The sequence below is a fragment of the Rhodococcus sp. DMU1 genome, from assembly GCF_012272955.1.
Taxonomy (GTDB): domain Bacteria; phylum Actinomycetota; class Actinomycetes; order Mycobacteriales; family Mycobacteriaceae; genus Rhodococcus; species Rhodococcus aetherivorans.
This window is the reverse complement of sequence record NZ_CP050952.1, coordinates 2448226-2474414: the sequence shown is the minus strand read 5'-3', so window position 1 is coordinate 2474414 and position 26189 is coordinate 2448226. Positions and strand designations below refer to the sequence as shown.

General features: G+C 71.3%; 25 protein-coding genes. 8 read left to right on the top strand and 17 right to left on the bottom strand.

Annotated features, from left to right (window positions below):
- Genes HFP48_RS11645 through HFP48_RS11635 form a run of 3 tightly spaced genes read right to left on the bottom strand, consistent with a single transcriptional unit; the run spans window position 1 to window position 4528 of the window.
- A complete protein-coding gene (locus HFP48_RS11645; RefSeq protein WP_006937236.1) occupies window positions 1–426 on the bottom strand; it encodes a DUF4233 domain-containing protein in 426 nt (141 codons plus the stop codon).
- The gene (locus tag HFP48_RS11640) at window positions 423–1856 is read right to left on the bottom strand and encodes a folylpolyglutamate synthase/dihydrofolate synthase family protein (RefSeq protein ID WP_006937237.1); all 1434 of its coding nucleotides are present in this window, start codon (window positions 1854–1856) and stop codon (window positions 423–425) included. Before HFP48_RS11640 ends, HFP48_RS11645 begins: the two co-directional genes overlap by 4 nt.
- Entirely contained in the window at window positions 1853–4528 is a 2676-nt protein-coding gene (locus HFP48_RS11635; RefSeq protein WP_168579537.1) for a valine--tRNA ligase, read from the bottom strand. The genes HFP48_RS11640 and HFP48_RS11635 overlap by 4 nt, the downstream gene beginning before the upstream one ends.
- A gap of 101 nt (window positions 4529–4629) precedes the next feature.
- Between HFP48_RS11635 and HFP48_RS11630 the strand changes: the two genes are divergently transcribed.
- The gene (locus tag HFP48_RS11630; RefSeq protein ID WP_161994836.1) at window positions 4630–5580 is read left to right on the top strand and encodes a TIGR03621 family F420-dependent LLM class oxidoreductase; all 951 of its coding nucleotides are present in this window, start codon (window positions 4630–4632) and stop codon (window positions 5578–5580) included.
- Window positions 5581–5755: 175 nt separating this feature from the next.
- Here the strand turns inward: HFP48_RS11630 and HFP48_RS11625 are convergent, their stop codons facing one another.
- The 5 genes from HFP48_RS11625 to HFP48_RS11605 all read right to left on the bottom strand — a co-directional run bounded on the left by HFP48_RS11625 (window position 5756) and on the right by HFP48_RS11605 (window position 9991).
- Window positions 5756–7762 (bottom strand): S9 family peptidase, encoded by a 2007-nt coding sequence (locus HFP48_RS11625; RefSeq protein ID WP_168579536.1) that lies wholly within the window; start codon window positions 7760–7762, stop codon window positions 5756–5758.
- A 30-nt stretch (window positions 7763–7792) separates the two neighbouring features.
- Window positions 7793–7987: a hypothetical protein gene (locus HFP48_RS31275; RefSeq protein WP_210432822.1), complete on the bottom strand. Its 195-nt coding sequence runs from the start codon at window positions 7985–7987 to the stop codon at window positions 7793–7795.
- Between the two features lie 208 nt (window positions 7988–8195).
- Window positions 8196–8804: a maleylpyruvate isomerase N-terminal domain-containing protein gene (locus HFP48_RS11615; protein ID WP_246872550.1), complete on the bottom strand. Its 609-nt coding sequence runs from the start codon at window positions 8802–8804 to the stop codon at window positions 8196–8198.
- 19 nt (window positions 8805–8823) lie between these two features.
- Window positions 8824–9240 (bottom strand): hypothetical protein, encoded by a 417-nt coding sequence (locus tag HFP48_RS11610; RefSeq protein WP_168579535.1) that lies wholly within the window; start codon window positions 9238–9240, stop codon window positions 8824–8826.
- Window positions 9241–9376: 136 nt separating this feature from the next.
- Window positions 9377–9991, bottom strand: a complete 615-nt coding sequence (locus HFP48_RS11605) for a GNAT family N-acetyltransferase (RefSeq protein WP_168579534.1) — start codon at window positions 9989–9991, stop codon at window positions 9377–9379.
- Window positions 9992–10141: 150 nt separating this feature from the next.
- Between HFP48_RS11605 and HFP48_RS11600 the strand changes: the two genes are divergently transcribed.
- Window positions 10142–11332: an FAD-binding oxidoreductase gene (locus HFP48_RS11600; RefSeq protein WP_006937253.1), complete on the top strand. Its 1191-nt coding sequence runs from the start codon at window positions 10142–10144 to the stop codon at window positions 11330–11332.
- A 97-nt stretch (window positions 11333–11429) separates the two neighbouring features.
- Window positions 11430–13442: a SpoIIE family protein phosphatase gene (locus HFP48_RS11595; protein ID WP_168579533.1), complete on the top strand. Its 2013-nt coding sequence runs from the start codon at window positions 11430–11432 to the stop codon at window positions 13440–13442.
- 41 nt (window positions 13443–13483) lie between these two features.
- On the opposite strand, the gene HFP48_RS11590 is transcribed toward HFP48_RS11595, so the two are convergent.
- The 9 genes from HFP48_RS11590 to HFP48_RS11550 all read right to left on the bottom strand — a co-directional run bounded on the left by HFP48_RS11590 (window position 13484) and on the right by HFP48_RS11550 (window position 20624).
- Complete coding sequence (locus tag HFP48_RS11590) at window positions 13484–13723, bottom strand: WhiB family transcriptional regulator (RefSeq protein ID WP_044476011.1); 240 nt, start codon at window positions 13721–13723, stop codon at window positions 13484–13486.
- A 278-nt stretch (window positions 13724–14001) separates the two neighbouring features.
- Entirely contained in the window at window positions 14002–14889 is an 888-nt protein-coding gene (locus tag HFP48_RS11585) for a DMT family transporter (protein ID WP_168579532.1), read from the bottom strand.
- A 99-nt stretch (window positions 14890–14988) separates the two neighbouring features.
- On the bottom strand, window positions 14989–16149 hold the full coding sequence (locus tag HFP48_RS11580; RefSeq protein ID WP_168579531.1) for a lycopene cyclase family protein: 1161 nt from the start codon (window positions 16147–16149) through the stop codon (window positions 14989–14991).
- A 70-nt stretch (window positions 16150–16219) separates the two neighbouring features.
- Entirely contained in the window at window positions 16220–17227 is a 1008-nt protein-coding gene (locus tag HFP48_RS11575) for a DUF3445 domain-containing protein (protein WP_168579530.1), read from the bottom strand.
- Between the two features lie 24 nt (window positions 17228–17251).
- Window positions 17252–17728: a dimethylamine monooxygenase subunit DmmA family protein gene (locus HFP48_RS11570; protein ID WP_006937269.1), complete on the bottom strand. Its 477-nt coding sequence runs from the start codon at window positions 17726–17728 to the stop codon at window positions 17252–17254.
- A complete protein-coding gene (locus HFP48_RS11565) occupies window positions 17725–18732 on the bottom strand; it encodes a DUF3445 domain-containing protein (RefSeq protein ID WP_006937271.1) in 1008 nt (335 codons plus the stop codon). Before HFP48_RS11565 ends, HFP48_RS11570 begins: the two co-directional genes overlap by 4 nt.
- Complete coding sequence (locus tag HFP48_RS11560) at window positions 18729–19724, bottom strand: PDR/VanB family oxidoreductase (RefSeq protein ID WP_168579529.1); 996 nt, start codon at window positions 19722–19724, stop codon at window positions 18729–18731. The genes HFP48_RS11565 and HFP48_RS11560 overlap by 4 nt, the downstream gene beginning before the upstream one ends.
- Entirely contained in the window at window positions 19724–20236 is a 513-nt protein-coding gene (locus HFP48_RS11555) for a 50S ribosomal protein L32 (protein ID WP_246872549.1), read from the bottom strand. Before HFP48_RS11555 ends, HFP48_RS11560 begins: the two co-directional genes overlap by 1 nt.
- A 10-nt stretch (window positions 20237–20246) precedes the next feature.
- On the bottom strand, window positions 20247–20624 hold the full coding sequence (locus tag HFP48_RS11550; RefSeq protein WP_006937276.1) for an ethanolamine utilization protein: 378 nt from the start codon (window positions 20622–20624) through the stop codon (window positions 20247–20249).
- A 302-nt stretch (window positions 20625–20926) separates the two neighbouring features.
- On the opposite strand from HFP48_RS11550, the gene glnT reads away from it, so the two are divergent.
- The 5 genes from glnT to HFP48_RS11525 all read left to right on the top strand — a co-directional run bounded on the left by glnT (window position 20927) and on the right by HFP48_RS11525 (window position 26162).
- Window positions 20927–22303, top strand: coding sequence for a type III glutamate--ammonia ligase (glnT, locus tag HFP48_RS11545; RefSeq protein WP_010592825.1), 1377 nt, complete (start codon window positions 20927–20929; stop codon window positions 22301–22303).
- 56 nt (window positions 22304–22359) lie between these two features.
- Complete coding sequence (locus HFP48_RS11540) at window positions 22360–23247, top strand: glutamine amidotransferase (protein WP_006937281.1); 888 nt, start codon at window positions 22360–22362, stop codon at window positions 23245–23247.
- A 44-nt stretch (window positions 23248–23291) separates the two neighbouring features.
- Window positions 23292–24020: a protein glxC gene (locus tag HFP48_RS11535; protein WP_231771673.1), complete on the top strand. Its 729-nt coding sequence runs from the start codon at window positions 23292–23294 to the stop codon at window positions 24018–24020.
- A gap of 34 nt (window positions 24021–24054) precedes the next feature.
- Complete coding sequence (locus HFP48_RS11530; RefSeq protein ID WP_006937284.1) at window positions 24055–25380, top strand: FMN-binding glutamate synthase family protein; 1326 nt, start codon at window positions 24055–24057, stop codon at window positions 25378–25380.
- Between the two features lie 134 nt (window positions 25381–25514).
- Window positions 25515–26162 carry an XRE family transcriptional regulator gene (locus HFP48_RS11525; RefSeq protein WP_029543111.1) on the top strand — a complete coding sequence of 216 codons (648 nt, stop codon included), beginning with the start codon at window positions 25515–25517 and terminating at the stop codon, window positions 26160–26162.
- Window positions 26163–26189: the final 27 nt, after the last annotated feature.

Genomic DNA, 26189 nt, shown 5'->3' with positions numbered 1-26189 from the left:
TCAGCCCCGCTGCCCCGGCAGCAGACCCCGCGCCTCGCGGTCCTTCATGTCCTTGCGCAGGTACAGGATGTAGCCCCAGACCACGCTGAAGAGCACGCCGACGATGCCGAGCGACAGGTCCACCACGAAGCCCAGCAGGGTCAGCACCTGCAGCGCGAGGTTGTACCAGAGCGCCCACGGCCGGCCCTGCAGCCCGGCGCCCGCGATCATCGCGACGGCGAGGAGCACGATGTAGCCGCCCGAGAACCACGTCAGCCCCCCACCGATGACCGCGACGACCGGCAGCACGAGCAGGACCACGATGGCCTCGAGGACGAGCGTGCCGGCCATGACGCCGCGCAGTCCCTTCCACGGGTCCTTCGCCGGGGGCCGGACGGCGGAGTCCCGATCCGGCGATTCGCCGGGGTTGTCAGCTGCCTCGCTCACGCGGGGTCCTTTCCGAAGAGAGTGCGGGCGGCGCCGGCGGTCACCACCGAACCGGTGACCACGACGCCCGCCCCCGATACTGCCTCACCCGGCTCGGCGACCTCCTCGGCGATGGCGATGGCCGTCTCGAGGGCGTCGGGCAGTGTCTGCGCGACCACCACGCGTTCGTCGCCGAACCGGGCCACGGCCAGGTCGGCGAGCTCGTCGACGTCCATGGCCCGCGGCGAACCGTTGTGGGTGACGACGATCTCGTCGAACACCGGCTCGAGCGCGTCGAGCAGGCCGGGCACATCCTTGTCGGCCATCACCGACACCACTCCGACCAGCTTGCGGAAGTCGAACTCGTCGGCCAGGGCCGCGGCGAGCGCCTTCGCCCCGTGGGGGTTGTGGGCGGCGTCGAGGAAGACCGTCGGGGCGCTGCGCACCCGTTCGAGCCGGCCCGGGTTGAGCACCGACGCGAACGCCGCGCGCACCGCGTCGCCGTCGAGCTGCCGGTCGGCGCCGGCGCCGAAGAACGCCTCCACGGCGGCGAGCGCGAGCGAGGCGTTGCGGGCCTGGTGCTCGCCGTGCAGCGGCAGGAAGATGTCGGTGTACACCCCGCCCAGGCCCTGCAGCTCGAGCTGCTGACCCCCCACGGCGATGCGCCGGGCCAGGACCTTGAACTCGGAGCCCTCGCGCGCCACGGCGGCATCCGCCTCGACGGCCCGTCGCAGCAGCACCTCCATCACCTCGGGCTCCTGCTGGGCCAGGACGGCGACGGTGTCGCGGGGAACCAGCCCGTCGTCGGCAGCCTTCTTGATGATCCCGGCCTTCTCCCCCGCGATCGTCGGGAGGTCGGGACCGAGGTACTCGGTGTGGTCGAGCCCGATCGGGGTGATCACCGCGACCTGCGCGTCCACGACGTTGGTGGCGTCCCAGGTGCCACCGAGCCCCACCTCGACGACGGCGACGTCGACGGGAGCCTCGGCGAACGCGGCGAAGGCCATCGCCGTGGTCACCTCGAACTTGCTCATCGCCGGGCCGCCCGCAGCCTGCGACTGGGCGTCGATCATCGCGACGTACGGCTCGAGTTCGCGATAGGTGTCGACGTAGGTGCGCGGCGAGACCGGCGCCCCGTCGATGCTGATCCGCTCGGTGGCCAGCTGCAGGTGCGGGCTCGTGGTGCGGCCGGTCCGCCGGTGCAACCGGGTCAGCAGGGCGTCGATCATCCGGCTCACCGACGTCTTGCCGTTGGTGCCGGCGATCTGGATGGCCGGATAGCTGCGCTGCGGGGATCCGAGCAGATCCATCAGCGCCGCGATCCGGGTGAGCGACGGCTCGATCTTCGTTTCGGGCCAGCGCTTGTCGAGTTCGGCCTCGACGAGGGTCAGCTCGGCCAGGTCGACCGGCGAAGGCTGCGCCGGCGTCGCCGCGGACCGGTCCTCGCTCACGCCGACCCCAGCTCCTGGAGTCGGGCGGTGATCCGGGCGATCTCCTCCTCCGCGATCTGCTTACGGGCGGTGATCTTCTCGACGACCGCCGCGGGCGCCTTGGCGAGGAACGCCTCGTTGCTGAGCTTGGCGGACGTGCCCGCGAGCTCCTTCTCGGCGACCGCAAGGTCCTTGCCCAGACGGGCACGCTCGGCCGCCACGTCGACGGTGCCGGAGGTGTCCAGCTCGACGGTGACGGTGGCGCGGGACAGGCGCACCTCGATGGAGGCGGTGGCGGAGAACCCGTCCGCCGGCTCGGTCAGTCGCGCCAGCGACCGCACGGCCGGCACCTGGGCGGCCAGGTCGGCGGCGTCGATCTCGGTGAGCCGCGCGGCGACCTTCTGCGACGGCTTGAGGCCCTGGTCGCTGCGGAAGCGGCGGACCTCGGTGACGAGCTTCTGCAGATCCTCGACGCGGCGCGCGGAGTCGGCGTCGGCCGCGACCCCGCTGGTGCCCGGCCACGACGCGACGACCACGGACTCGCCGCCGGTGAGCACCTTCCAGAGGGTTTCGGTGACGAACGGGATCACCGGGTGCAGCAGGCGCAGCAGCTGGTCGAGGACGTTGCCGAGGACCGCCTTGGTCCCCTCCGCGTACTCGCTGCCGTCGGCGAGCTGCACCTTGGCGAGCTCGAGGTACCAGTCACACACCTCGTCCCACGCGAAGTGGTAGAGCGCCTCGCACGCCTTGGAGAACTCGAACCGTTCGAACGCCTCGTCGACCTCGGCGCGGACCTGCTCGAGCCGGTCGAGGATCCACCGGTCCGCGTCGGTGAGCGCAGCGCGCGCCGGCAGCTCGGTGACGACGGCGCCGTTCATCAGGGCGAACTTGGTCGCGTTGAACAGCTTGTTGGCGAAGTTGCGGGAGGACTGCGCGTGGTCCTCGCCCACGGCGAGGTCGCTCCCGGGGTTGGCGCCGCGGGCCAGGGTGAAGCGCAGTGCGTCGGCGCCGTACCGCTCCACCCAGTCCAGCGGATCGATGCCGTTGCCGCGCGACTTGGACATCTTCTTGCCGTACTGGTCGCGCACGAGGCCGTGCAGGAACAGGTCCTTGAACGGCACCTGGACGCCGGACTTCCCGCCGGCGGTGATCGCCTCGTCGTTCGCGACGTACAGGCCGAACATCATCATCCGGGCCACCCAGAAGAACAGGATGTCGTAACCGGTGACGAGCACGCTTGTGGGATAGAACTTTTCGAGCTCCGGCGTCTTGTCGGGCCAGCCCATCGTGGAGAACGGCCACAGGCCCGAGGAGAACCAGGTGTCGAGCACGTCGGGGTCCTGCTCCCACCCCTCGGGGGCGGTCTGGTCCGGACCGAAGCACTCGACCTCGCCGTCGGGGCCGTACCAGATCGGGATGCGGTGCCCCCACCACAACTGCCGCGAGATGCACCAGTCGTGCATGTTGTCGACCCAGGCGAACCAGCGCGGTTCCTGGCTGGCCGGGTGAATCACGGTGTGGCCGTTGCGGACCGCGTCGCCCGCCGCCTCGGCGAGCGCATCGACCTTGACCCACCACTGCATCGACAGCCGGGGCTCGATGGTCTCGCCGCTGCGCTCGGAGTGACCGACGCTGTGCAGGTAGGGACGCTTCTCGGCGACGACCCGCCCCTGCTCGGCCAGCGCCTCGCGCACCTTGACCCGCGCCTCGAACCGGTCCATGCCGTCGAATTGCGTTCCGGTGTCGGCGATCTTGCCGGCCTTGTCCATGATGGTGGGCATCGGCAGGTTGTGCCGCAGGCCCATCTCGAAGTCGTTGGGGTCGTGCGCGGGGGTGATCTTCACGGCGCCGGTGCCGAATTCGGGGTCGACGTACTCGTCGGCGATCACGGGGATCCGCCGGCCGGTGAGGGGGTGCTCGAGGGTGGTGCCGACCAGGTGCTTGTAGCGCTCGTCGTCCGGGTGCACCGCGACGGCCGTGTCGCCCAGCATCGTCTCCACCCGGGTGGTGGCGACGATCACGTGCGGCTCGTCGTCGTTGAGGGAGCCGTAGCGCAGCGACACGAGTTCGCCCTCGACCTCCTCGAACTTGACCTCGATGTCGGAGATCGCGGTCTGCAGCACGGGCGACCAGTTCACCAGTCGCTCGGCCCGGTAGATCAGCCCGTCGTCGTAGAGCCGCTTGAACATCGTCTGCACGGCCCGCGAAAGGCCCTCGTCCATGGTGAACCGGTCGCGGGACCAGTCGACGCCGTCGCCGATGCGGCGCATCTGGCCCTGGATGGTGCCGCCCGATTCGCGCTTCCAGTCCCAGACCTTGTCGACGAACAGTTCGCGGCCGAAGTCCTCCTTGGCCTTCCCGTCCACCGCGAGCTGCTTCTCGACGACGGTCTGGGTGGCGATGCCGGCGTGGTCCATGCCGGGCAGCCAGAGCACCTCGTAGCCCTGCATGCGTTTGCGGCGCGACAGCGCGTCCATCAGGGTGTGGTCGAGGGCGTGGCCCATGTGCAGGCTTCCGGTGACGTTCGGCGGCGGCAGCACGATCGAGTAGCCGGGCTTGTCGCTGGACGGATCGGCGACGAAGTAACCGGCGTCCACCCAGCCCTGGTACAGCTCGTCCTCTACGGTGCTGGGGTCCCAGCTCTTGGGGAGGGCGTCGGCGGGGTTCTGGTGGTTCTCTGGCGCACTGGTCACCCCGCAATCGTAGTCAGCGGAGGCAAACCGCCTGCACACGCCCCACGGACCCGGAGCGGGCCTGCTGGACTGCGGATCACGGGTACGGCACCGTGACAGATGTGAACGAGTTCCGCTTCGCCACGAACGTCTTCGCCCTGGAGTCGGCCGGCGCGTTCGCCGGCCGGTGCCGCCGCATCGAGGCCCTCGGGTACGACACGCTGTTCGCCGCGGACCACCTGGGGGTCGCCGCGCCGTTTCCCACGCTCGTCGCCGCGGCGCAGGCGACCGAGCGGCTGCGGGTGGGCACGCTCGTCCTCAACGCCCCGTTCTGGAATTCGGAGCTGCTGGCCCGCGACGTCGCGACCACCGACGTCCTCACCGGCGGCCGGCTCGAGCTCGGCCTCGGCGCCGGGCACATGAAGTGGGAATTCGACGAGGCCGGCATCGGCTGGGAGCCGATCGGCCGCCGCGTCGATCGGCTCGAGGCCCTGATCGACGGTCTGGGGCGCCGCTTCGCGGAGGGTGGGTACCCGCAACAGGCCGAGCTGCGCGCCGGCATGGGCCTGGCACCGCTGCAGCCGGTCCAGCGGCGCGGGTTCGGCGGTACCGGTCCCCCGCTGCTGATCGGCGGCACCGGGGACCGGGTGCTGCAGCTGGCGGCCGAGCGCGCCGACATCGTGGGGGTGGCCGGTGCCGTGCAGGTGCCGGGGCAGGCGCCCGGGGTGCTGCGCATCGCGACGGCCACCGAGGCCGACGAGCGCGTGCGGTTCGCCCGTGAGCGCGCCGGCGCCCGCGCGGACCGCCTCGAGTGGCAGGTGCTGGTCCAGGCGGTCGTGGTGACCGACGACCGAGAGGGCGCGGCGCGGGCACTGCTCGAGCGCTACGGTCCGATGATGAGCGTCGAGGAGCTGCTGGACACGCCGTTCGCACTGATCGGCACGGTGGAACGGATGGCCGATCAGGTCCTGCGCAACCGCGACCGCTACGGCTTCACCTACTACACCGTCCACGGGCCGTATCTCGAGGCCTTCGCCCCGGCGCTGGAGCGGGTGCGGATGCTGGGCGGGTGAGCGTCGCCCCCGGCGGAGATGCTGCTCGAATCCCGAGCCGCGCACCGGTGCGATCCGCGTCGTCAGCCGCGCACCGGCGCGATCCGCGTCGTCAGCCGCGCACCGGCGCGATCCGCGTCGTCAGCCGCGCACCGGCGCGATCCGCGTCGTCAGCCGCGCACCGGCGCGATCCGCGTCAGCCGAGCACCTCGGGCAGTTCCCGGGGGCGCGCGAGCACGTGCTCCGAGAGGAACGCCTCGACCACCTCGTACCAGATCTTCGCGTGCTGGGGGCTGAGCACCCAGTGGTTCTCGTCGGGAAAGTAGAGGAAGCGGTGCACGGTGGAGCCGTCGGCGGCGGCGGGTACCCCCGACTCGGACAGCAGCTCGTACCACAGCCGCAGTCCCTCCCCGATCGGCACGCGATAGTCCTTGTCGCCGTGGATCACCAGCATGGGGGTGACGATGTCGGCGACGTACAGGTGCGGCGAGTTCTCCACCGCCATCTCGGGAGTCATCTCCCGGGCCCAGTACCAGGCCGAGTCCGTGGTGGGCCCGAACTGGTCCAGGGCCCACAGGCTCGCGTGGGTGACGATCGCGTGGAATCGGTCGGTGTGCCCGGCGATCCAGTTGGCCATGTAGCCGCCGAAGGATCCCCCCATCGCGGCGGTGCGCTCGGCGTCGATCTCGGGTAGTTCGATCGCCGCATCGGTCAGGGCCATCAGATCGGTGTAGGGCTCCTTGCCCCAGCGGCCCCACCCGCGTTGGACGAAGTCCTGCCCGTAACCGGAGGACAGCGCGGGGTCCGGGAGCAGCACGGCGTAGCCGCGGGCGACGAGCAGCCACGGGTTCCACCGCCACGACCAGGTGTTCCAGGAGCCGAGCGGGCCGCCGTGGATCCACAGCAGCAGTGGCGCGGGCGCGTCGGGATCGGCGGTGGCCGGCAGGGCCAGCCAGGCCCGCAGCGGGGTGCCGTCGGCGGCGGCGGTGGTGGTGATCTCCGTGAGGCGGCCGGGCAGTTCGGGCTGCTCCGCGGGGGCGCGCAGCGCGGTGACGGTGCCGGCGGCGTCGAGCGCGATCCGCACCGGGTGCGGCGGTGTGTCGTAGGCGGCGCGCAGGGCGTAGACGCACGTTCCGTCGGGCGCGACACGCAGGTCGGTGTAGGCGGCGGCGTCGGTGGTCAACGGCGTGGGGACGTCGGCCCACAGCGCCACCTGGAAGATCGGGGCGCGGCCGTGTTCGTCGGCGGTCACGAGCAGGGCCCCGGAGTCGGGCCGCCAGACGACCGACGTCGGCCACCGGTCCCACCCGGGCACCAGCTGGGTCGTCTCACCCGAGCGAAGGTCGAACAGCCGCAGAGTGATTCGCGGCGCCGTCTCGGGGTCGGAGTGCGTCTCGTGCAGGAACGCCACCCGGGTGCCGTCCGGCGCGATCGCGGGGGCGAACACGTCGGCGGCCTCGTCGTCGACGAGGACCGTGCGCAGTCCGGTGTCGGTGTCGATGCGCACCAGGGTGGTGCGGCGGGACGCGAGCGGCCCGGGCACCGACCAGGTGGTGACGACGAAGCTGCCGTCGGCGGCAAGGTCGAGGGACGCCTCACGCAGGGCGCCTCCGGGCCCGGGGGTCAGGTCCGACAGGGGCGCGTGCGGGCCGTCCGCGAGGGCGAGCAGGTGCGGTTCGGCCGGTCCGAGGTCGTGATCCCAGTGGCGCACCGGGTATCCGGTGTGCAGCACGGCGGAGACCTTGCGCTTCTTGCGGGCGTCCCGGATCCGCTCGTCGTCGCCGTCGGTGCGGCCGAGCACGTCCGCCGTCACCACGATCCGGTCCGCTGCCTCGGCCGCCCACACGCCACGCACCCCACCCTTGCGGGAGACCACGCGCTGTGCTTCGCCGCCGGCGGCGGGCAGCCGCCACAGCGCGGCGGGGGCGTCGTCGCCGTCCGTCCCGTCGGCCCGGGCGGCGGTGAACAGCAGGTCGCCGGCGGCGGTGAAGACGGGATTCGACTCGCCCTTCGCACCCCATGTGAGCCGCCGGGCGGGCGCATGCCCCTGCGGGTCGACCTCCCACAGCGCCCCGACGTACCCGGTCCCCTCCTCGTCCAGCGTGGACTGGGCGATCACGACGCGGGTCCCGTCCGGCGACAGCGCGAGCGCGGTGACGCGAGGGAGAGCGAGATAGTCGTCGAGGTCGTCGAATGCGGTCATGGTGCCCGAGGGTAGTGCTCGCCGGAGGCGTCACCGGGGAGCCGACACGGCCCGGTCGGGATACGCCGCCGGCGCTCCGCGCGGGAACGAGCGGTCAACCCACCAGCGGGTGGTCTGCGGACAGCGCGCGGCCAGGCGCTCGAGCAGCGAGGCGACGGCGACGAGGGCGGCCGCGTCGTCCGGCTCCATCTCGGACAGCAGGCGCTCCACACCGGTGATCCACATCCGGCGGATCGGGTGGTCGTTGCGTTCCGCCAGGGGCGTCCGGTGCAGGTGGTGGGACCGTCCGTCGCGGGGGGTTGGACGTGCGGGCCACCAGTCCCCTCTGGACCAGGCTGCGCACCGTCGCGCTGACGTTGCTGCTCTGCAGTCCGAGCACGCGGGCGAGACCGCGGGAGCCGTGCCGCGTCACATGCGCGGTTGCCTCATCGCATCACCGGCAGTATCCGCGCGCCCGACCGGCCCGATGCCGCCTCGATGAAGGCCCGCGCATCCGGGACGGCGGCGAGCACGTTGCGGGAGCGTTCGAGTGCCTCCGGTTCGGGCGGCGGTCCGCCGACCGTGTCGACGACGTCGAGCAGGTGAACGGTCGTTTCGAGGATGGCCAGGTCGAGGAGCGCGCCGAGCCCAGCAGAGGATGTCGGACGACGGTCTCACGGGCGAGGCCCGTCAGGCGATCGAACGCCTGCGGCAGTTCGACGGCGAATCGCTCGACGAGCGTCTCCCGGCCGACGTCGGTGGCGGCGCGGCGAACCATCTCGGCGATCCGTCGGTGCATGGGTTCGGCGGCGACCGGGTCGGCGTTGAAGACGCGGAGCATCTCCGCGGCGCTGGTGACCTTCGCCGTGCCGTCGGACGCGGGGTCGGCGAGCAGGGCGATCAGGGCGTCCGGTGTGACGTGGACGTAGAGGTCCCGAACGGTCCAGCCCGGCAGCCGGGTCGGGGCCGTCCACTGCTCGTCGCTCAATTCCCGTGCCCGTTCGGCCCACGAGCGCCACAGCCGTATCAGCAGGGCTCGATCCCGGTCGAAGGTCGATGTCACCGCACTCCCCCTCGTTCGGTCACCCGCGCGGCGGCCTCGACCGGTGGGTGGTCGTCTTCCTGATGCTCCCGTCGGTGTCGTAGTAGGTCCACTCGCCGGTCTTCCTGCCGTGCTCCCAGTTTCCGCTGTCGACGAGCGTTCCCGCCGTGGTCCAGCGCTCCCAGTGGCCGTGCTTCTCACCGCGGGCGAACCCGCCGCGCTGCAGCAGGCCGCCGGTGGCGCGGTACCAGGTCCAGGGGCCGTGCAGGACGCCGCGGTCGTAACCGCCCTCGGAACGCAACGCCCCGCCGGCGAAGTAGTGCCGCCACGTGCCGTGGCGCTCACCGTCGACGTAGTTGCCCACCATCACCCCGCCGTGCGGGTCGGTCTCCGCCCACTCGCCGGTCTTGCGGCCGTGACCGTCCACGGCGTTCGGACTCTCGGCCGGCGTGCTCATCCGGAAGTCCCGAACCGGCCCAGGGTGCTGCGCGCGCCGTCGGGCCCGGCGGTGACCATCGAGAGATCTCCCACGAGCGACGAGTATATGCAAGCGATTGCTTGCATATCAACAGCTCGGCGGGACGCGCGCCGAGTCACCGCGTCACGGGCTCGCGCCACATCTTCCACAGGGTGGGGCCGCCGTTCGGGACGGCGATCTCGCCGGTGACCCGGAAGCCGAACCGCTCGTAGTAGGAGATGTTCTTCTCATTGCTCGATTCGAGATAGGCGGGCACGCCTTGGGCGTCACAGCGGTCCAGCCGGGACCGCAACAGCGCCTTCCCGAATCCCCCTCCGCGCGTGGCGTTTCCGGTCCCGATGGCGGAGAGGTACCAGTGCGGCTCGGCCGGATGCGCATCCTCGAGCGCGCCGTTGACCTCGGCGCCGACGCGGGCGCGGCCGCCGAGCGCGTGAATCATTCCCGCGGTGACCAGGACCGACCGCCAGCCGGTGACCTCCCATCGGCCCGGTGGCGCCCACATGGTCGCACCCCCGGTGGCACCGTCCGGACCCTCGGCGATCTCGAGTCCGCCGTGCGCCAGCAGGTGGTGGCGCGCCTCCGCGGCGAACATGCGTGGCAGACCTCGGCGCCGGCGCTCGTCGTCGGGCCACATCCACATCATCACCGGATCGTCGAAGAACGCATCGGCGAGGGTGCGGGCGAAGACCGGTATGTCCCGTCTGGTGACCGGGCGGACGGCGGGGGTCATGCGGACGAGGCTACCGGCGTCAACGATGGAACGTTGCCGCCCAGCAGGTTTTACGTCGTTGTCACATGGGGGCGGGCACAACTGTTTCATTTCGTGCAACACTGTTTCTCAGCACGAAACCACCCCTGTTGCGAGTTGTGAGGAAGCACGATGACCGAAACCGCGAACATCGTCATCGTCGGCGGCGGACTCGAGGGCCTGGCTGCGGCCTGGTGCCTCGCCGAGCGCGGCGAAACCGACGTTCTCGTCCTGGAACGCGGAACTCTGTGTTCCGGCATGACCGGCAAGTCGAGCGGCATCGTCCGCTGCCACTACGGCGTTCCGTCGCTGGCGGCGATGGCCTGGCACGGCGTGCAGGTCTTCTCCGAGGCCGAGCAGATCTTCGGCACCGACATCGGCTTCCGGCAGACCGGATACGTCGTCGGCGTCGGGCCCGACAACACCGCCCCGCTCGCCGCCAACGTCGAGATGCACCGCTCCCTCGGTGTGCCCGTCGAGACGATCGACGCCGACGAGGTCCGCCGACTGCTGCCCGGAATCGCCCTCGATCCCTTCGCGGCCTTCGCGTACGAACCACTCGGCGGCCACGGCGACGCCTACATGACCGGAATGGCCTACGGCACCCGCGCCCGTGCCCTCGGCGTGCGAGTGCGTCAGAGCACCACCGTCACCTCGCTCCTGCAGCGCGACGGCGGCGAGGTCTACGGTGTGCGGCTCGCGGACGGCTCCGAGATCCACGCGGGCACCGTCGTGCTCGCGACCGGCGTGTGGTCGCCGGCGCTCGGCGCGACCGCCGGGGTGGACATCCCGATCCGGGCCCAGCGGGAACAACTCCTGCTGGTCGACCAGGGCGAACCCACCCCGGACATCCCCACCTTCTCCGACCTGGTGAACCTGCAGTACATCCGGCGCGAGCCCAACGGGGACCTGCTGGTGGGCAACAGCGACCACTCCACCCCGGAGTGGGCCGACCCGGACGACTACGTCAATCGCGCCGACGACCCGTTCGTGGAAACCGCCATCGCGAAGCTGGACCGGCTGCTGCCGGCCATGCCCGATCCGCGGCTCGCCTCGTCGTACGCGGGGTGCTACGACACCACCCCCGACTACAACCCGGTCATCGGGCCGTCCCCCGCCCCGGGGCTGTTCCTGCTCGTGGGCTTCAGCGGCCACGGCTACAAGATCTCCCCGGCCGTGGGCCGCCTCGCCGCCGACCTCCTGCTCGACGGCATCAGCAGCGACGCCGCCGTCGACGGCGCCGACTTCCGCTACTCCCGTTTCGCCGAGGGCAAACCGCTCGCCAGCCTCAATCCGTACGTCGGGGCCGGAGAGATGCGCTGACGAACCGGGCCGGCCGGCACGCCGCTGTACCGAAGCCCCGGAGGGGTATAGAACTGAAGGTGACGCTTCACCGCGGAAACCGGAGAAGGTACACGGCATGCCGGAAGGCGAGGACCTGTTCTCGGCCACGGGAGAGCCGGACACGGTTCTCCGCGTGTTCGAAGCACTGCCGTTCGCCCTCGGCGCGTGGCAGGGACCCGATCACGTGTACGTCGCGACCAACGCCGCCTACCGGGCGCTGCTGGGGCGCGACGACCTCCTCGGCCGGCCGGTGCGCGAGGTCGTACCGGAACTCGAGGGCCAGCAGTTCTTCGAGCTGCTCGACCGGGTGGCGGCGACCGGCGTCGCCGAGACCGCCAAGGAGTGGCGCCTGCAGATCGATACCGACGGTAGCGGCGTGGTCCGGGAGCGCTACTTCGACTTCACCATCGCCCCCCGTCGCGACCCCGACCGCGGCGTCGCCGGGCTGCTCTTCTTCGCCTCCGACGTGACCGACAGTGTCCTGGCCCGGCGCGGCGCCGAGGCACGGGCCCAGCTGATGTCGGAGAAGTACGAGCAGGCCCGCGACGCGGTGACGGTGATGCAGCAGGCGTTGCTGGCGCCGTCCGTCCCGGTCGTGCCGGGGGCCGAGGTGGCGGCCGCCTACCTGGTCGCCGCCGAGGACACGGCCGCCGGCGGCGACTGGTTCGACGCGTTGGCCCTTGCGAACCGCGAACTCGTGCTCATCACCGGGGACGTCGTCGGGCACGGCGTCGAGGCCGCCGCCGTGATGGGGCAGCTCCGCGCGGTGCTGCGCCAGCAGATCCTCGCGGGCGCGGACGTTGCCGCCGCCCTGTCCACCCTCGACGCCTTCTCGGCGCACGTCCCCGGCGCCCGCACCGCGACGGTCTGTGTCGTCGTCCTCGACACCGCCACCGGCCGGGTCCGCTACTGCACGAGCGGGCATCCCCCGCCGCTGGTGGCGAGCCCGGCCGGGGCGGTCCGATACCTCCCACCCTCGGGCGGAACGCCGATCGGTACCGGCTCGACGTTCCCCGTCGCCACCGACGCCCTCGCCGCCGGCGACGTCGTGCTGCTCTACACCGACGGACTGATCGAGCGCCCCGGCCGGCCCCCGCCGGCGAGCACCGCCGAACTCGCGGAGCGGGCGGCCCTGAGCGTGGCCGGCCGATCGTTCCCGATCCCGGACACGCGCGCCCGGACGGTGGATCGGGTGTGCGCGGAGATCCTCGAATTCCTGCTCCGGGAAACCGGATACAGCGACGACGTGACCATCGTGGCCGCTCAGCGCACGGCCATGCCGGATCCCCTGCAGCTTCGGCTCCACGCCGACCGGGAGGCACCGAGGTCGGCACGGACGTCGTTGCGGCGATGGCTCGTGCGCATCGGTGCCGACCATGCCGGAACTGTGGCCGTCGAGCACGCGGTCTCCGAACTCGTGTCCAACGTCGTCGAGCACGCCTATTCCGGCGGCGACGCCGGGCATGCCCCGGTCGACATCGACGGAACGCTCGACGGCGACGGCTGCCTCCGGGTCCGCGTGCGGGACCGGGGCCGCTGGAAGACCCCCGCGAAAACCCCGGAGCCACATCGGTTACCGACCAGCCGCGGCCGCGGGCTCACGATGGTCCGGATCTTCGCCGACGACCTCGTCGTCGACAGCGACGACACGGGCACGACCGCGACGGTCACGTTCCGGCTCACCCGCAGCGCCCGCGTCGTCACCGAGTTCACGGAAGGCGCGATCGTCGGCCGTCCCGAGGTCTCGCCCGAATTCGCCGTTGCCGAAACCGAACCCGGTCGTCTCGCGGTGCGGGGGGACATCGACATCGACACCGCGCCCATCCTCAAGGGGTGCCTCGACGCCGTATCCCACAGCGGAACGCTGTCGGTGACAGTGGATCTGAGCGAGGTCACCAACCTCGGCTCCGCCGGGGTCTCGTTGCTCTCGACGGCCCGCGACCGCGCGGCCAAGCAGCACTCCACCGTCACGTTGGTGGCGCCACCCGGCAGCACCGCCCACCACGTGCTCAGCCTGGTCGGACTCCACGGCCGGGCCGACCCCGGCGGCGGCGACATCCCGGAGCCGTCAGGGGATCCGGAGACGTGAACCCGGCACCGACCGGGGGTCGGTGCCGGGCGAAATCCGGCTCAGCTCGCGATCTTCCGTCTCCGGGACTGCACGTACTTCTCCCGCTCGGAGACCGACATCCCGCCCCACACTCCGTAGGGTTCGCCCATGGTGAGCGCGTGCTCGCGGCACTGCTCGATGACCGGGCACCGATGGCACATCTCCTTGGCCTTCGACTCTCGCTGGTACCGCGCTCGGCCCCGTTCGCCGTCGGGCGAGAAGAACACCGACGAGTCGACGCCGCGGCACAAGCCCTGCATCTGCCAGTTCCAGACATCGACGGTCGGCCGGAGCGGGTGAGGTGACAATGGCACGGGGCTCTCCTTGACAGCAGGCTCGCACGCAGTGCGAGCGGACCGGACGAAAGTCTGCGACCTTTCGCTCACTTCGATCCACGCGCCGGGACCGCCCCGAAGGGCCGATTCTCGGTTCGTCGATCTCATGGACCGGGGAGTACCCCGCGCCACCGAAATTCATGCCAACAAAGAGCGAGATTTGTCGAAGGTTCGCGAGACCGGGGGCGGCGCCGCCGGCCGGGCTATTCCCCCGGAGGACATACCGCCTGGTCGGGGGACGACGCGGCCGCGTCGCCCCGCGCGAGGGCGACCGTCGCGGCCACCATCACCGCCGCCGCGGTGACCAGAACCACACTCATGGCGCGGTCCGCGTCGAGGTATTCCCCCAGGACCACGAAACCGAGCAGCGACGCCACGACCGGTTCCAGGACGGTGGTGGCGGGCAACGACGCCCGCAGATCACCGGCCTGGAACGCCGCCTGCTGAACCGTCACCGCCCCCGCGGCGAGGAGCAGGAGCGCCCACAGTTCGGGAGCGGTGGCGAGCGGCAGCACACCGCGGGACGCGATGTCGACCACTCCCTTGGTCAGTACGGCCGAGACCCCGAACAGGGCGCCGCCCACGGCGCCGAGCAGCAGCGCCTTGCGCGCGCCGCGCACCCGCCGGGCGGCGATCAGACCGGCCGCCACCAGCGGGGCACCGACGAGACCGGTGAGCACCCAGTGCAGCGGCTCGGCCCGGGCGAGTCCCGGCCGGGGATTCCCCAGCACCACGAGCACGGCGACCGACCCCGTGAGCGCCGCCGCCCACAGCCACTCACTCCGGCCGACGCTGCGATCGGCGAGGCGGGCACCCAGTGGCAGCGCGAACAGGAGTGACAGCACCAGCAGCGGCTGCACGAGCAGCAGAGAGCCCCGGCCGAGCGCCGCGGCCTGGAAGGCGTATCCCCCGACGCCGGCGACGGTGCCCAGCCACCACACGGGGTTGCGGACGAGAGCGGTGATCGGGCCCAGCGTGCCCACGGCGTCGTCCGGCACACCGGCCGCCGTGCGTTGACGCACGACCGTACCCACCGCGATGCACAAGGCCGCGGCGATCGCCAGCAGCGCTGCGCCCACCGAGTCCGACACGCGCCCAACCCTAGGGCGAAGCGCGGTACCTCGCCGATCGAACGAGCCGGGCCCGACCGGGTCGCCCGCGGCCGGTCGCGCGGTACCACCCGGGGACGGTCAGCGGCCGGCCATCGCCCTGAGCAGCGGGGCTGCGGGCAGCGACGCGAACAGCGCCGCCTCGTCGCGCCACGTCGACTCCTCGTCGAGGAACCGCAGGATCGGCTCCGCGGAGGACCGGTCGAACAGCCCCGCGAAGGCGCGCTCGAGCACCGCGGGCCGCTCGACGACGGCCCGCAGCAGCCCCTGGTCGTACCGGGCGAACCGGGACGGAGCAGGCCGCACGTCGAAGGGATGCCCGTGCCGGGCGAGCGACTGCGCGATCGCCGCACTGTCGCACTGGATCCGCTGGTACGCATATCCGCTGCTGCCCTTGAGCATTCCGCCCGCGGCGCCGATGCGCACGATGTTGCCGCTGCGCCGCGCGGGCGGCCGCGACGCCAACGGAAGCAGTGCGGACTCGTCCGCCTCCACGATGTAGGTGTCCTCGTCCGCGCCGAGCACGGCCGCCAGGTACTCCCGGAGCGCCTCGTCGTGAGCGGCGGTGCCGACGGGCCCGCCGTCGGGGTGCGCGAAACTCGTGTGCTCGACGAGGGCGTGCCGGGTATCGGTGGGCAGCACGTACACGAAGGACGCCGCCCGGCGCTGATCGGTGCGGAAGTCGAACAGGGTGGGGACGTCGGGATCGAACAGGGGAGCTTCGGTGCGGATCCGCCACCCGCGGAAGTCCAGCCACGCATCGGGGCTCGTCCCCCGGTCGTCGGCGTCGGGGCCCCGGCCGTCGAAGACCCACTCGGGGTGCAGCTCCGTGCCGTCGGACAGGGCGACACGCGGGCGGGCCCCGTCGTGCACCTGCGTCACCCGGCCGGTGCGGAGCCCGATGTCGTCGACTCGGTCCGTAACCTCGCCGACCACCGACGCCAGGTCGGCTCCGCGGACGACGCCGTACCGGTACCGGCCGAGGCCGAGCGTGCGGGCCCGTCCGCCCGCATGGACCCGGATCCGGGCGAACCGCGCGGAGACGGCCGCGTCGAGCAGCCCGGACCGGCGGGACCAGAACGCCCAGCCGGCGTCACGGATGTCGCGGGCGCCATCGTCGACGAGCACCACCGGGCCGGGTCGCGCCGGGACGGCGGCGAGATGGGCCGCCAGCGACAGTCCGCTCAGGCCCGCACCCAGGACGGCGATGCCGCCGTCGACCGGTCCGCTCCACGCTCGCACGCTCGCTTCTCCCCTCGCCGGAGACCCTCCCTCCGTCACCGTACCGGCCGCCGGTGAATCCGGTGCGCCACTACGCGGCCCGGGCGCGCGTCCGCTCGCGCAGCCAGGCCATCGCCGGCATGCGGTAGGAGTCGATGCCCTTGTACGCGGCGATCTCGGCGGGCAGTTCCTCGACGATGTCGGCGAGTTGCTCGGCCCACGCCGGGACCTGCGCGATCTCCTCGAGCGGTGCCATGTAGGTGCGGATGTTGAACACCAGCGCCCCCGTCATCGGCAGGCGGATCAGGTGCTCGAGTTCGATGCGCAACTGGATGCGGCCCCAGTCGCGTTCGGCGATCAGCTGCGGCATGTCGTCCATCCACTCGGGCATCGTCTCGAGGCTGGTGTCCCGGCGCCGCGAACCGACCGCGGAGAAGGTCCAGTTCACCCGCCGGTACGGCCGCTCGGTGGTGAGGCGCCGCATGAACTGCTCGGCGCGGTCGGTCACCCCGTTCGGGGTCAGGCCGGGAACGGGCCGATGGACCTCGTGCAGGCTCATGCCGATGTCGAACTTGACGGACCAGTCGGCGGACGACGTGACCAGCGCCGCGTCGAACCACAGGTGCCCGTCGCGCTCGGTCACCAGCAGCACGTCGTCGGGCAGCTGACACCCGATGAACACCAGCGGATGCTCCGGCAGGGTGCCCGAATCCCCCGGCACGAACCATTGATCGATTCCGAGAAGGTCGTTGCGCCAGCGGTATCCGCCGTTCTCGACGTCGAGGTGCATGACGTCGGGAAACGAGGCCGCCATGTCGCGCATGTAGTAGAGCATCAGGTCCCAGCACGCCGGCGTCATGTGCGGCAGCATCTGCACGCGCCCGGGGTCGGCCTCGACGATCGAGCGACGCAACCGCATCATCTCGACGTACTCGTCGTGGCTCTTGCCCAGGTCGACGATGTGCTCGCCCCAGGCCCCGGCGGCGGTCTCGGTGCGGCGCGGCGCCGGTTCGACGTTCACGGCGTAACGGAACGTCCTGTCGCCCTCGGGGAAAGGCCACGGCAGGCAGGACAGGTCGCTGGCGACGGAGGTGGTCACGAAGGTTCCTTTCCGGATGGCGGGTCAGGCCACGGCGCCGAGGTAGGTGCCGTGATGTCCCGACAGATGAGGACGGATCTCGAGGTCCAGGCCGCACGAACCGCAGGCGACGACCGCCCCGGGAGCGGCGTCGACGGACTGGGTGGTGGCGCAGTGCGGGCAGAACAGCGACACTCCGTCGGCGGCGGTGACGTAGGTGGTCATCTCGCAAGGCAGCACGCCGGCGGTACGCGCCGCAGCCGTCGCGGCCATCGCCTCACGCCGCGGGCCGGCGATCAGCACGCGGGCACCGGCGCGGGCCTCACGCACGAGCCGCGACACCTCGTCCGCGCTCGCGTTCGGCACCGTGGTCGCGACGCGGCCGAGGGCGAGTGCCTGCGCCGCCCAGGCCGTCACCGCGGCCCGCGCGTCGGCGCAGTCGCCGAGGCTGAACAGCAGGTGGATGCGCCCGCCCGGATCGATCGGGGGCACCGCACCGGTGACGAATCCCGAGTTCTTCACGGCCGCACACCTCCGAACTCGCGCAACCACTTCAGACCGGGTTCGCGGGTGCGCGTGATGCCCTTGTAGTCGGCCATGTCCTCGGGCAGTTCCTCGAGCACCCGGTAGAGCCGGTCGGCCCATTCCGGCACCAGCGCGATCTCCTCGAAGGGCAGCAGGTAGGTGCGGATGAGGAACATGATCGCGCCGGACGCGCCGAGCCGGATCAGGTGCTGCACCTCGACCCGCAGGTGCAGGCGACGGCCGACGTCGTCGAGTGGGCCCTCGGCGAGCAGGCGCCGATCGCGTCCCCATTCGGGATACGTCTCGGTGGCCGTGTCGAGCCGGCGGTCCACGGTGAGGGTCCAGTTGGTGCGCCGATACCGTTGCCCGGCGTGCAGTCCCATGAGGAAGGACTGGGCGCGGGTGATCACCCCTTCGGTGTGGATGCGGGGCACGGGACCGTGGATCTGCAGGAAGCTCATCCCGACGTCGAAGCGCAGCGACCAGTCCGCGGCGAACGTCACCAGGCCCGCGTCACCCCACAGGGCGCCGTCGCGCTGATCGAGCAGCACGACGTCCTCCTGGATCTGCCGGCCGATGTACAGCAGCGGCGGCTCGGGCAGGGTGGCGGACTGCCCGTAGACGAACGCCTGCTCGAGGTCGAGGGCGCGGTTGCTCCACCGCCGGACGGTGCCGTCACGGTCGAGCGCGAACGTCTGAGGGTATGCCTCGGCCAGCATCTTCATGAGGGTGAGCATCGCGTCCCACTGCGCGACCTCCATGTGCCCGAGCGCCTGGAAGCGGCTCGGGTCGGCGTCGAGCACGCGCCGTCGTTCGGCGAGTTCGTCGAGAAGGAAGCCGTCCATGTCGACCGGGTGCTCGCCCCAGCCGCCGGCCGCCGTGTCCGCGCGGGTCCCGGCCGGCTCGACGTTGGTGCTGTACCGGTAGGTGTCCCGCGGGAAGGGGAACGGAAACCGCGCGACGCGTTCCGGGAGCACCTCGAATTCGGTTGCGGCAGTCACAGGTCCAGCTCCAATCGCTCGCCGCCGGCGCGGGAGACGCACGGCATCATGCAGTCGCCGGCGTGCTTCTCCGCGTCGGTCAGGTACAGGTCGCGGTGCTCGATCGCGCCGTCCGCCACCGGGATCCGGCACTCGCCGCACACCCCCTGCCGGCACAGGTTGGGCACCGGTACCCCGCGCGCCTCGAGCGCTTCGAGCAGGCTCACGCCGGACTTCACGGCGATGTCGACCCCGGTGCGGCGCAGATGCGCGGTGAACGGGGTTCCGGGCTCGAGGTCGCCGACACCGAAGTGCTCGTAGTGGATGCGGGCGTCCGGCCAGCCCGCGCCGCGGGCGCGACGGGTGAGTTCGTCGATGAGACCGGAGGGCCCGCACACGTACAGGTGGGTGCCGAGCGGCTGATCGAGCAGGGCCGGGCCGAGTGCGGCCCAGAACTCTTCGGGGGTGTGGTAGGTGTGCAGGCGGTCTCCGCACAGTTCGCGCAACTCGCCGAGGTGCGGGCCGTCGCCCTCGCGGAAGGTGTAGTGGACCTCGAAGGAGCGGCCCCACTGAGCGGCGGCGCGCGCGTGCGAGAGGATGGGTGTGACGCCGATACCGCCGGCCACGAGCATGTGGTGACGCGCGGTGAGGATCGGCGCGAAGGCACTTCGGGGCCTGCTGACCTCCACGACGTCCCCGACCTCGAGGGCGTGGATCCAGCGGGAGCCGCCCCGGCCGGTCTCGTCGAGCCGCACGGAGATCGAGTAGCTCTGCGGTTCGAGCTCCGGACCGGTCAGGGAGTAGGAGTTGCGGCGGGGCCGGCCGTCGTCGTGGGCGCCGCAGGAGAGCACGACGTGGCTGCCCGGGGTGAACGACGGCAGCGGCGCACCGGTGGGGTCGACGAACCGCACGTGCCGCACTCCGGTGGCGACGGTGGCCACCTCGGCGACGGTGAGGGCGAGGGTCGCGTCGCTGCGCCGGACGGCCGTTCCGGCATCGGATACGAGGGTCATCAGCTTTCCTCCGCGTCGAGCTGGTAGCCGAGATATGCGCCGTGGTAGCGCGAAACGTGGTGGTACACGACGAGTTCCGCCGAACACGCGGGGCACGTGCTGGTCTGCCCGATCGCGGCGGTGGCGTCGTGGGTGTGTCGGCAGTGGGCGCAGTACACCGTGCGCGTGTCCGTGGTCAGCACCTCGGGCAGGATCTCGTCGTCGAGCGCCCCCGCGGCGACGGCCACGGCCCGGGCGGCGAGGACGGCGGCCTCGTCGCCCACCAGCACGAGCCGCCAGCCGACGCGGGCCGCGGAGAGCTGGCGCTGCAGCACCTCCGCGGCCGCGTCGCCCCAGGTGGCGGGCGCCCGTAGCCAGCTCACTCGCCGGCCTTCGAAGGAGGTCACCAGGCGGCGGGCGTGGTCGGTGGCGGCGTCGCCGAACGACAGGACGGTGACCGTCCTGCCGCCGTCGGCCACGGTCCGCTCCTCGTCCCAGCGCGGCACGCTGGTGGTCTCCATACAGATGCTCATGGCCGGATCCTTACGGTGCGAACGTGCGCTGGCCGACGTAGAACGCCAGGGCGCCGTGGGGGGTGGTGAAGCGGATCCGCGAGCCCTTGGGGAAGAAGATCGCGTCCTTGGCGCGGGCGATCTCGACCTGGCCGGTATCCAGGTTCTCCAGGCGGAACTCCCCTTCGAGGACGACCTTCATCTCGTCGTACTCGTACAGGTAGTCCAGCGGGGCGTCGGTGTGCGCGAGCTTGAAGTAGCCCGCGGCCATCTCCGACCCCTCGGGGTTGGGATAGACGTCGTCGATGAAGCCCTCGGTGCCCGGGAATTCCTCGGTGGACATCTGGGGCAGGGTCTTCCAGAAGTCGGCGGTGACGCGGAATGCGGGAACCGTGGTGGTTTCTGCCATGAGTGCTCCTAGGAACGAGGCCGGCTGCACCGGCCGTGGGCGGGGAGGACGGAACGTCGATCGCTGACGTGAAACAGACAGTAATGATATGAAACGCACCGACGGTTGCCGACGCGTTAACGCGTGTAACCGAATCCTCTCAGCGTCAGGAACATTCGTTTCTCCCCCGAGCGGCGCGGGCCGAGCCGGACCGTCACCACAAACTCACGGCGGCGTAACACGCCCGTCATGCATGCTATGTTTCATTGCATTCGACAGCGATTCACCTTATGAAACTTCGCAGCCGAACCCCAGGAGTCCCCATGACGCTCGAAGCCACCGACCTCCCCGTGATGCGTCTGCCCTCCACGGACGCCCCCGCCGATGCCGCCGGCTCCGCCGATCTCGCCGCACTCGCCCGCGCCACCGACACCCGCTTCATCCTCGCGGTGTTCACCAACCTCGCCGGCAAGCCCTGCGCCAAGCTCGTCCCGGTCGAGGCGGTCGACGAGCTGCAGTCCGACGGGGTCGGCTTCGCGGGCTACGCCGCCGGAGCCATGGGTCAGGTCCCCAGGGATCCCGACCTCGTCGCCATCCCGGATCCCACCTCCTTCACGCCGATCCCGTTCGTGCGCCCGGGCCTTGCGCTGGTGCACTGCGATCCCCACGTCGAGGGCAAGCCCTGGCCCTACGCCCCGCGGGTGATCCTGAAGGAGGTTCTCGGCAAGGCGGCCGAACGGGGCCTGTCCGTCAAGGTCGGCGCCGAGATCGAGTACTTCCTCGTCCAGCGCGACGAGGACGGGACGCTGCGCACCGCCGACGTGCTCGACACCTCCCGGCAGCCCTGCTACGACGCCCGTGACGTCACCCGCATGTACGAGCACCTGACCTCGATCTCCGCGGCGATGAACTCCCTCGGCTGGGGCAACTACGCCAACGACCACGAGGACGGCAACGGGCAGTTCGAGCAGAACTTCCAGTACGCCGACGCGATGACCACCGCCGACCGCGTCGTCACCCTGCGCTACCTGATCTCGGTGCTCGCCGAGCAGCGCGGCATGACCGCGACCTTCATGCCCAAGCCGTTCGCCGACCGCACCGGCTCGGGCATGCACATGCACCTGTCGCTGTGGCGGGAGGACGGCTCCGCCTTCCCCGACGCCGAGGACCCGCGCGGTCTCGGCCTGTCCGAGACCGCCTACGCGTTCATCGCCGGCATCCTCGACCATGCCTGCGCCCTGCAGGGCGTGATCGCCCCGACCGTCAACTCCTACAAGCGGACCGGCGCCACCGCGACCAGCTCCGGCGCGACGTGGTCGCCGCGGCACGCCACCTACGGCGGCAACGACCGCACCCACTACCTCCGCGTTCCGGACGGCAACCGCGTCGAGCTGCGCGGCGGGGACGGCTCCGCCAACCCGTACCTCGCTGCCGCCGCGACCGTCGCGGCGGGCCTCGACGGCATCGACCGCAAGCTCGATCCCGGCGCACCCGGCGGCACCCCGAACTCGGAGACGCTGCCGATGACCCTGCTGCACGCGATGGACGCGCTCACCGCCGACCCCGTCGTCACCGGCGCCCTCGACGCCGCCGGCCCGGGCGTCGCCGAGTACTTCGCCTCCCTCAAGCGGGAGGAGTTCTTCCACTGGCACAACACCGTGACCTCGTGGGAGATCGACAGCTACCTGACCGCCTTCTGACCCGTTCGGTCCGAACGGGCCACCGCGAACGACGACCTGTAAAGGAGAGACGACCCATGTGCGGAATCGTCGGGCTTCACCTGCGTGACGCCTCCCTCGCCCCCCGGCTGGGTGGCCTGCTGACCGGCATGCTCGGCCAGATGGTCGACCGGGGACCGGATTCGGCCGGAGTCGCCCTCTACGGCGACCCCACCTTCTCCCCCGCCGGCCACGCGTCGGTGTCCCTGCTCGGCGCCGCCCCGGACGTCGCCGCCACCGCCGGTGCCGCACTCGGCGTGACCGTGACCGCGATCGACCTGGCCCCCACCACCGTGCTCCACGCGCCGGTCCCGGCCCAGTTGCTCGCCGACACCGTCCGCGCCGTCGACCCCGGTGCAACGATCATCGGCTTCGGCGACGACGTGACCGTCCTCAAGGGCATGGGCGATCCGGTGGCGCTGGCCGAGCGCTTCGGGATCCCGGCCGCCTCCGGCTGGCAGGGCGTCGGCCACACCCGCATGGCCACCGAATCGGCCGTCACCGCCGCCGGCTCGCACCCGTTCGCCGTCGGCCCGGACCAGTGCCTGGTGCACAACGGCTCGTTCTCCAACCACCTGTCGGTCAAGCGCGAACTCGAGGCCGAGGGCGTGGCGTTCGACAGCGAGAACGACACCGAGGTCGGGGCACGGTTCGTCGCCAAGCACCTCGCCGAGGGCGCCGACCTGGAGAAGGCCCTGCGCCTGCTCGGGGAGCGCTTCGACGGGTTCTACACCCTCCTCGTGTCGACGTCCGACTCGTTCGCCGTCGTACGCGACCCGATCGCCTGCAAGCCGGCGATCGTCGCCGAGACCGACGCGTACGTCGCGATGGCCTCCGAGTTCCGGGCCCTCGCCGGCCTGCCCGGCATCGCGGACGCTCACATCTTCGAGCCCGAGCCGGAGCGGGTCTACGTATGGCACCGCTGACCAGCACCGACGCTTCCCCCATCTCTTCGACGCCGGAGACGCCCATGACCACCGAGACGCTGCGCACCGACACACTGCCCACCGACACGCTCCCCACCACGGCGACGTACGACCTGGACGTCACCACCACGCGCGAACTGAACGCCGCACTGCAGGCCACCGAGGCCCCGGCCGCGGTGACCGTGACCAATCCCCAGGGCAAGCACGCCCTCGCGTGCGGGCTCGACCGGCCGATCGACGTGCGCATCGAAGGCCACGTCGGCTACTACGCCGCCGGGATGAACAAGCATGCGACCGTCACCGTCGCGGGCAACGCCGGGGTCGGGGTCGCCGAGAACATGATGTCGGGCACCGTGCGCGTCACCGGGGACGCCTCCCAGTCCGCCGGCGCCACGGCCCACGGCGGGCTGCTGGTGATCGAGGGCAATGCCGCCGCCCGCTGCGGCATCTCCATGAAGGGCGTCGACATCGTCGTCGGCGGCAGCATCGGCCACATGAGCGCCTTCATGGGACAGGCCGGACGGCTCGTCGTCCTCGGCGACGCCGGCGAGGCCCTCGGAGATTCGTTGTACGAGGCGCGCATCTACATCCGCGGCACCGTCGCCTCCCTCGGTGCGGACTGCGTCAAGAAGGAGATGCGGCCCGAGCACCTCGAGGAACTGCGCGAACTCCTCCGGGCGGCCGGCTTCGACGCCGACCCCGCCGAGTTCACCCGCTACGGCTCCGCCCGCGGGCTCTACCACTTCCACGTCGACAACGCCTCGGCGTACTGATCGCACCGCCCGCACCGCATCCCAGGAGACTCCCATGACCTTCCAGCCCGGACTTCGTGAGTCGGCCACCTTCGACCGCAACGTCATCCACGAGATCCAGCGTGCCGCCGAGACCGGCATCTACGACATCCGCGGATGGGGCGCCAAGCGCAAGCTTCCGCACTTCGACGACCTGCTGTTCCTCGGCGCGTCGATGTCGCGGTACCCGCTCGAGGGTTACCGCGAGAAGTGCGAGACCGACGTGGTCCTCGGCGACCGGCACGCGAAGTACCCGCTGCACCTCGACATCCCGGTCACCATCGCCGGCATGAGCTTCGGGGCGCTGTCCGGGCGGGCGAAGGAGGCTCTCGGGCGCGGCGCCAGCGAGGTCGGCACGTCCACCACCACCGGCGACGGCGGCATGACGCCGGAGGAACGCGGTCAGTCCAAGCACCTCGTCTACCAGTACCTGCCGTCGCGCTACGGGATGAACCCCGACGACCTGCGCAAGGCCGACGCGATCGAGGTCGTCCTCGGCCAGGGCGCCAAGCCCGGCGGCGGCGGCATGCTGCTCGGGCAGAAGATCACCGAGCGCGTCGCCGGAATGCGCACCCTGCCCGTCGGTATCGACCAGCGCAGCGCGTGCCGGCACCCCGACTGGACCGGCCCGGACGACCTCGCCGTCAAGATCATCGAACTGCGCGAGATCACCGGGTGGGAGAAGCCGATCTACGTCAAGGTCGGCGCGACCCGCACCTACTACGACGTCAAGCTCGCCGTGAAGGCCGGGGCCGACGTCGTCGTGGTCGACGGCATGCAGGGTGGCACGGCCGCCACGCAGGACGTGTTCATCGAGCACGTCGGCATTCCCACCCTCGCCGCGATCCCCCAGGCCGTGCAGGCGCTGCAGGAGATGGGAATGCACCGCACCCCTGGTGGCGTGCAGCTCGTCGTCTCCGGCGGCATCCGGTCCGGCGCCGACGTCGCCAAGGCCATGGCCCTCGGCGCGGACGCCGTCGCCATCGGCACCGCGGCGCTGATCGCGTTGGGCGACAACAACCCCCGGTACCAGGCGGAGTACGAGAAGCTCGGCTCGGCCGCCGGGTTCTACGACGACTTCCAGGACGGCAAGGACCCCGCCGGCATCACCACGCAGGATCCGGACCTGCAGGCCCGGTTCGATCCGGTCGAGGGCGGCCGCCGCCTCGCGAACTACCTGCGCGTGCTCACCATGGAGGCCCAGACCATCGCACGCGCCTGCGGCAAGTCGCACCTGCGCAACCTCGAGCCGCAGGACCTCGTGGCCCTGACCATCGAGTCGGCCGCCATGGCGCGGGTGCCACTGGCCGGCACCAACTGGGTGCCCGGCCAGGGCTTCTGAGCCGCTGCCCGCCTTCCACCGAGCGAATGTGCCTTACTGTCGGCCTGTCCGACGGTAAGGCACATTCGCTCGTTCCGTGTGCCTGCCCCTCGCACGATCGTCCACTGTCGGGAAACAGCACGTACAGTGAGGACATGAGCAGCCCCGAGCGCCCCGTACTGCACGACGCGCCGGGCCGGGAGGTCCCGCGGGACACCCCGACCGGGGTGGACCTGGAACGCGCCATCGCACAGGAGGTCCGCAAGTTGCGGATCGCCAGCGGGCTCTCCGTGGGCGACATGGCCGCGAAGGTGGGCATCTCCAAGGCGATGCTGTCGAAGATCGAGAACGCCCAGACGTCGTGCAGCCTCTCGACCCTCGCCCGCCTGGCCGCAGGTCTCGACGTACCGGTGACGTCGCTGTTCCGCGGCGCCGACGCGCAGCGCGAGGCGGTGTTCGTCAAGGCCGGCCAGGGCGCGGAGATCGTCGGCCGCGGCACCCGCGTCGGACACCACTACGAGTTGCTCGGCACGCTGCGGGGCCAGCACAAGCGGCTCGAGCCCGTGCTGGTGACGCTCACCGACGCGAGCGAGGTCTTCCCGCTGTTCCAGCATCCGGGGACCGAGCTGCTCTACATGCTCGAGGGCGAGATGGTCTACGGGCACGGCGAATCCGAGTACCGGCTCCAACCCGGCGACGCCCTGCTGCTCGACGGCGAGGGCATCCACGGGCCGAACGAGCTCGTCACCCTGCCCATCCGGTTCCTCGCGGTCACCGCGTACCCGGACAAACACCAGGACTGATCCCGCTCTCCACCACGAGCGGGGGGG

Excerpts from the sequence above, each read along its gene's own strand:
- HFP48_RS11625 (WP_168579536.1), bottom strand. The coding sequence starts at position 7,762 with ATGACCGCATTCGACGACCTCGACGACTATCTCGCTCTCCCTCGCGTC.
- HFP48_RS31275 (WP_210432822.1), bottom strand. The coding sequence starts at position 7,987 with ATGTGGATCACCGGTGTGGAGCGCCTGCTGTCCGAGATGGAGCCGGAC.
- HFP48_RS11610 (WP_168579535.1), bottom strand. The coding sequence starts at position 9,240 with ATGAGCACGCCGGCCGAGAGTCCGAACGCCGTGGACGGTCACGGCCGC.
- HFP48_RS11605 (WP_168579534.1), bottom strand. The coding sequence starts at position 9,991 with ATGACCCCCGCCGTCCGCCCGGTCACCAGACGGGACATACCGGTCTTC.
- HFP48_RS11600 (WP_006937253.1), top strand. The coding sequence starts at position 10,142 with ATGACCGAAACCGCGAACATCGTCATCGTCGGCGGCGGACTCGAGGGC.
- HFP48_RS11595 (WP_168579533.1), top strand. The coding sequence starts at position 11,430 with ATGCCGGAAGGCGAGGACCTGTTCTCGGCCACGGGAGAGCCGGACACG.
- HFP48_RS11590 (WP_044476011.1), bottom strand. The coding sequence starts at position 13,723 with ATGCAGGGCTTGTGCCGCGGCGTCGACTCGTCGGTGTTCTTCTCGCCC.
- HFP48_RS11560 (WP_168579529.1), bottom strand. The coding sequence starts at position 19,724 with ATGACCCTCGTATCCGATGCCGGAACGGCCGTCCGGCGCAGCGACGCG.
- HFP48_RS11555 (WP_246872549.1), bottom strand. The coding sequence starts at position 20,236 with ATGAGCATCTGTATGGAGACCACCAGCGTGCCGCGCTGGGACGAGGAG.
- HFP48_RS11550 (WP_006937276.1), bottom strand. The coding sequence starts at position 20,624 with ATGGCAGAAACCACCACGGTTCCCGCATTCCGCGTCACCGCCGACTTC.
- glnT (WP_010592825.1), top strand. The coding sequence starts at position 20,927 with ATGACGCTCGAAGCCACCGACCTCCCCGTGATGCGTCTGCCCTCCACG.
- HFP48_RS11540 (WP_006937281.1), top strand. The coding sequence starts at position 22,360 with ATGTGCGGAATCGTCGGGCTTCACCTGCGTGACGCCTCCCTCGCCCCC.
- HFP48_RS11535 (WP_231771673.1), top strand. The coding sequence starts at position 23,292 with ATGACCACCGAGACGCTGCGCACCGACACACTGCCCACCGACACGCTC.
- HFP48_RS11530 (WP_006937284.1), top strand. The coding sequence starts at position 24,055 with ATGACCTTCCAGCCCGGACTTCGTGAGTCGGCCACCTTCGACCGCAAC.
- HFP48_RS11525 (WP_029543111.1), top strand. The coding sequence starts at position 25,515 with ATGAGCAGCCCCGAGCGCCCCGTACTGCACGACGCGCCGGGCCGGGAG.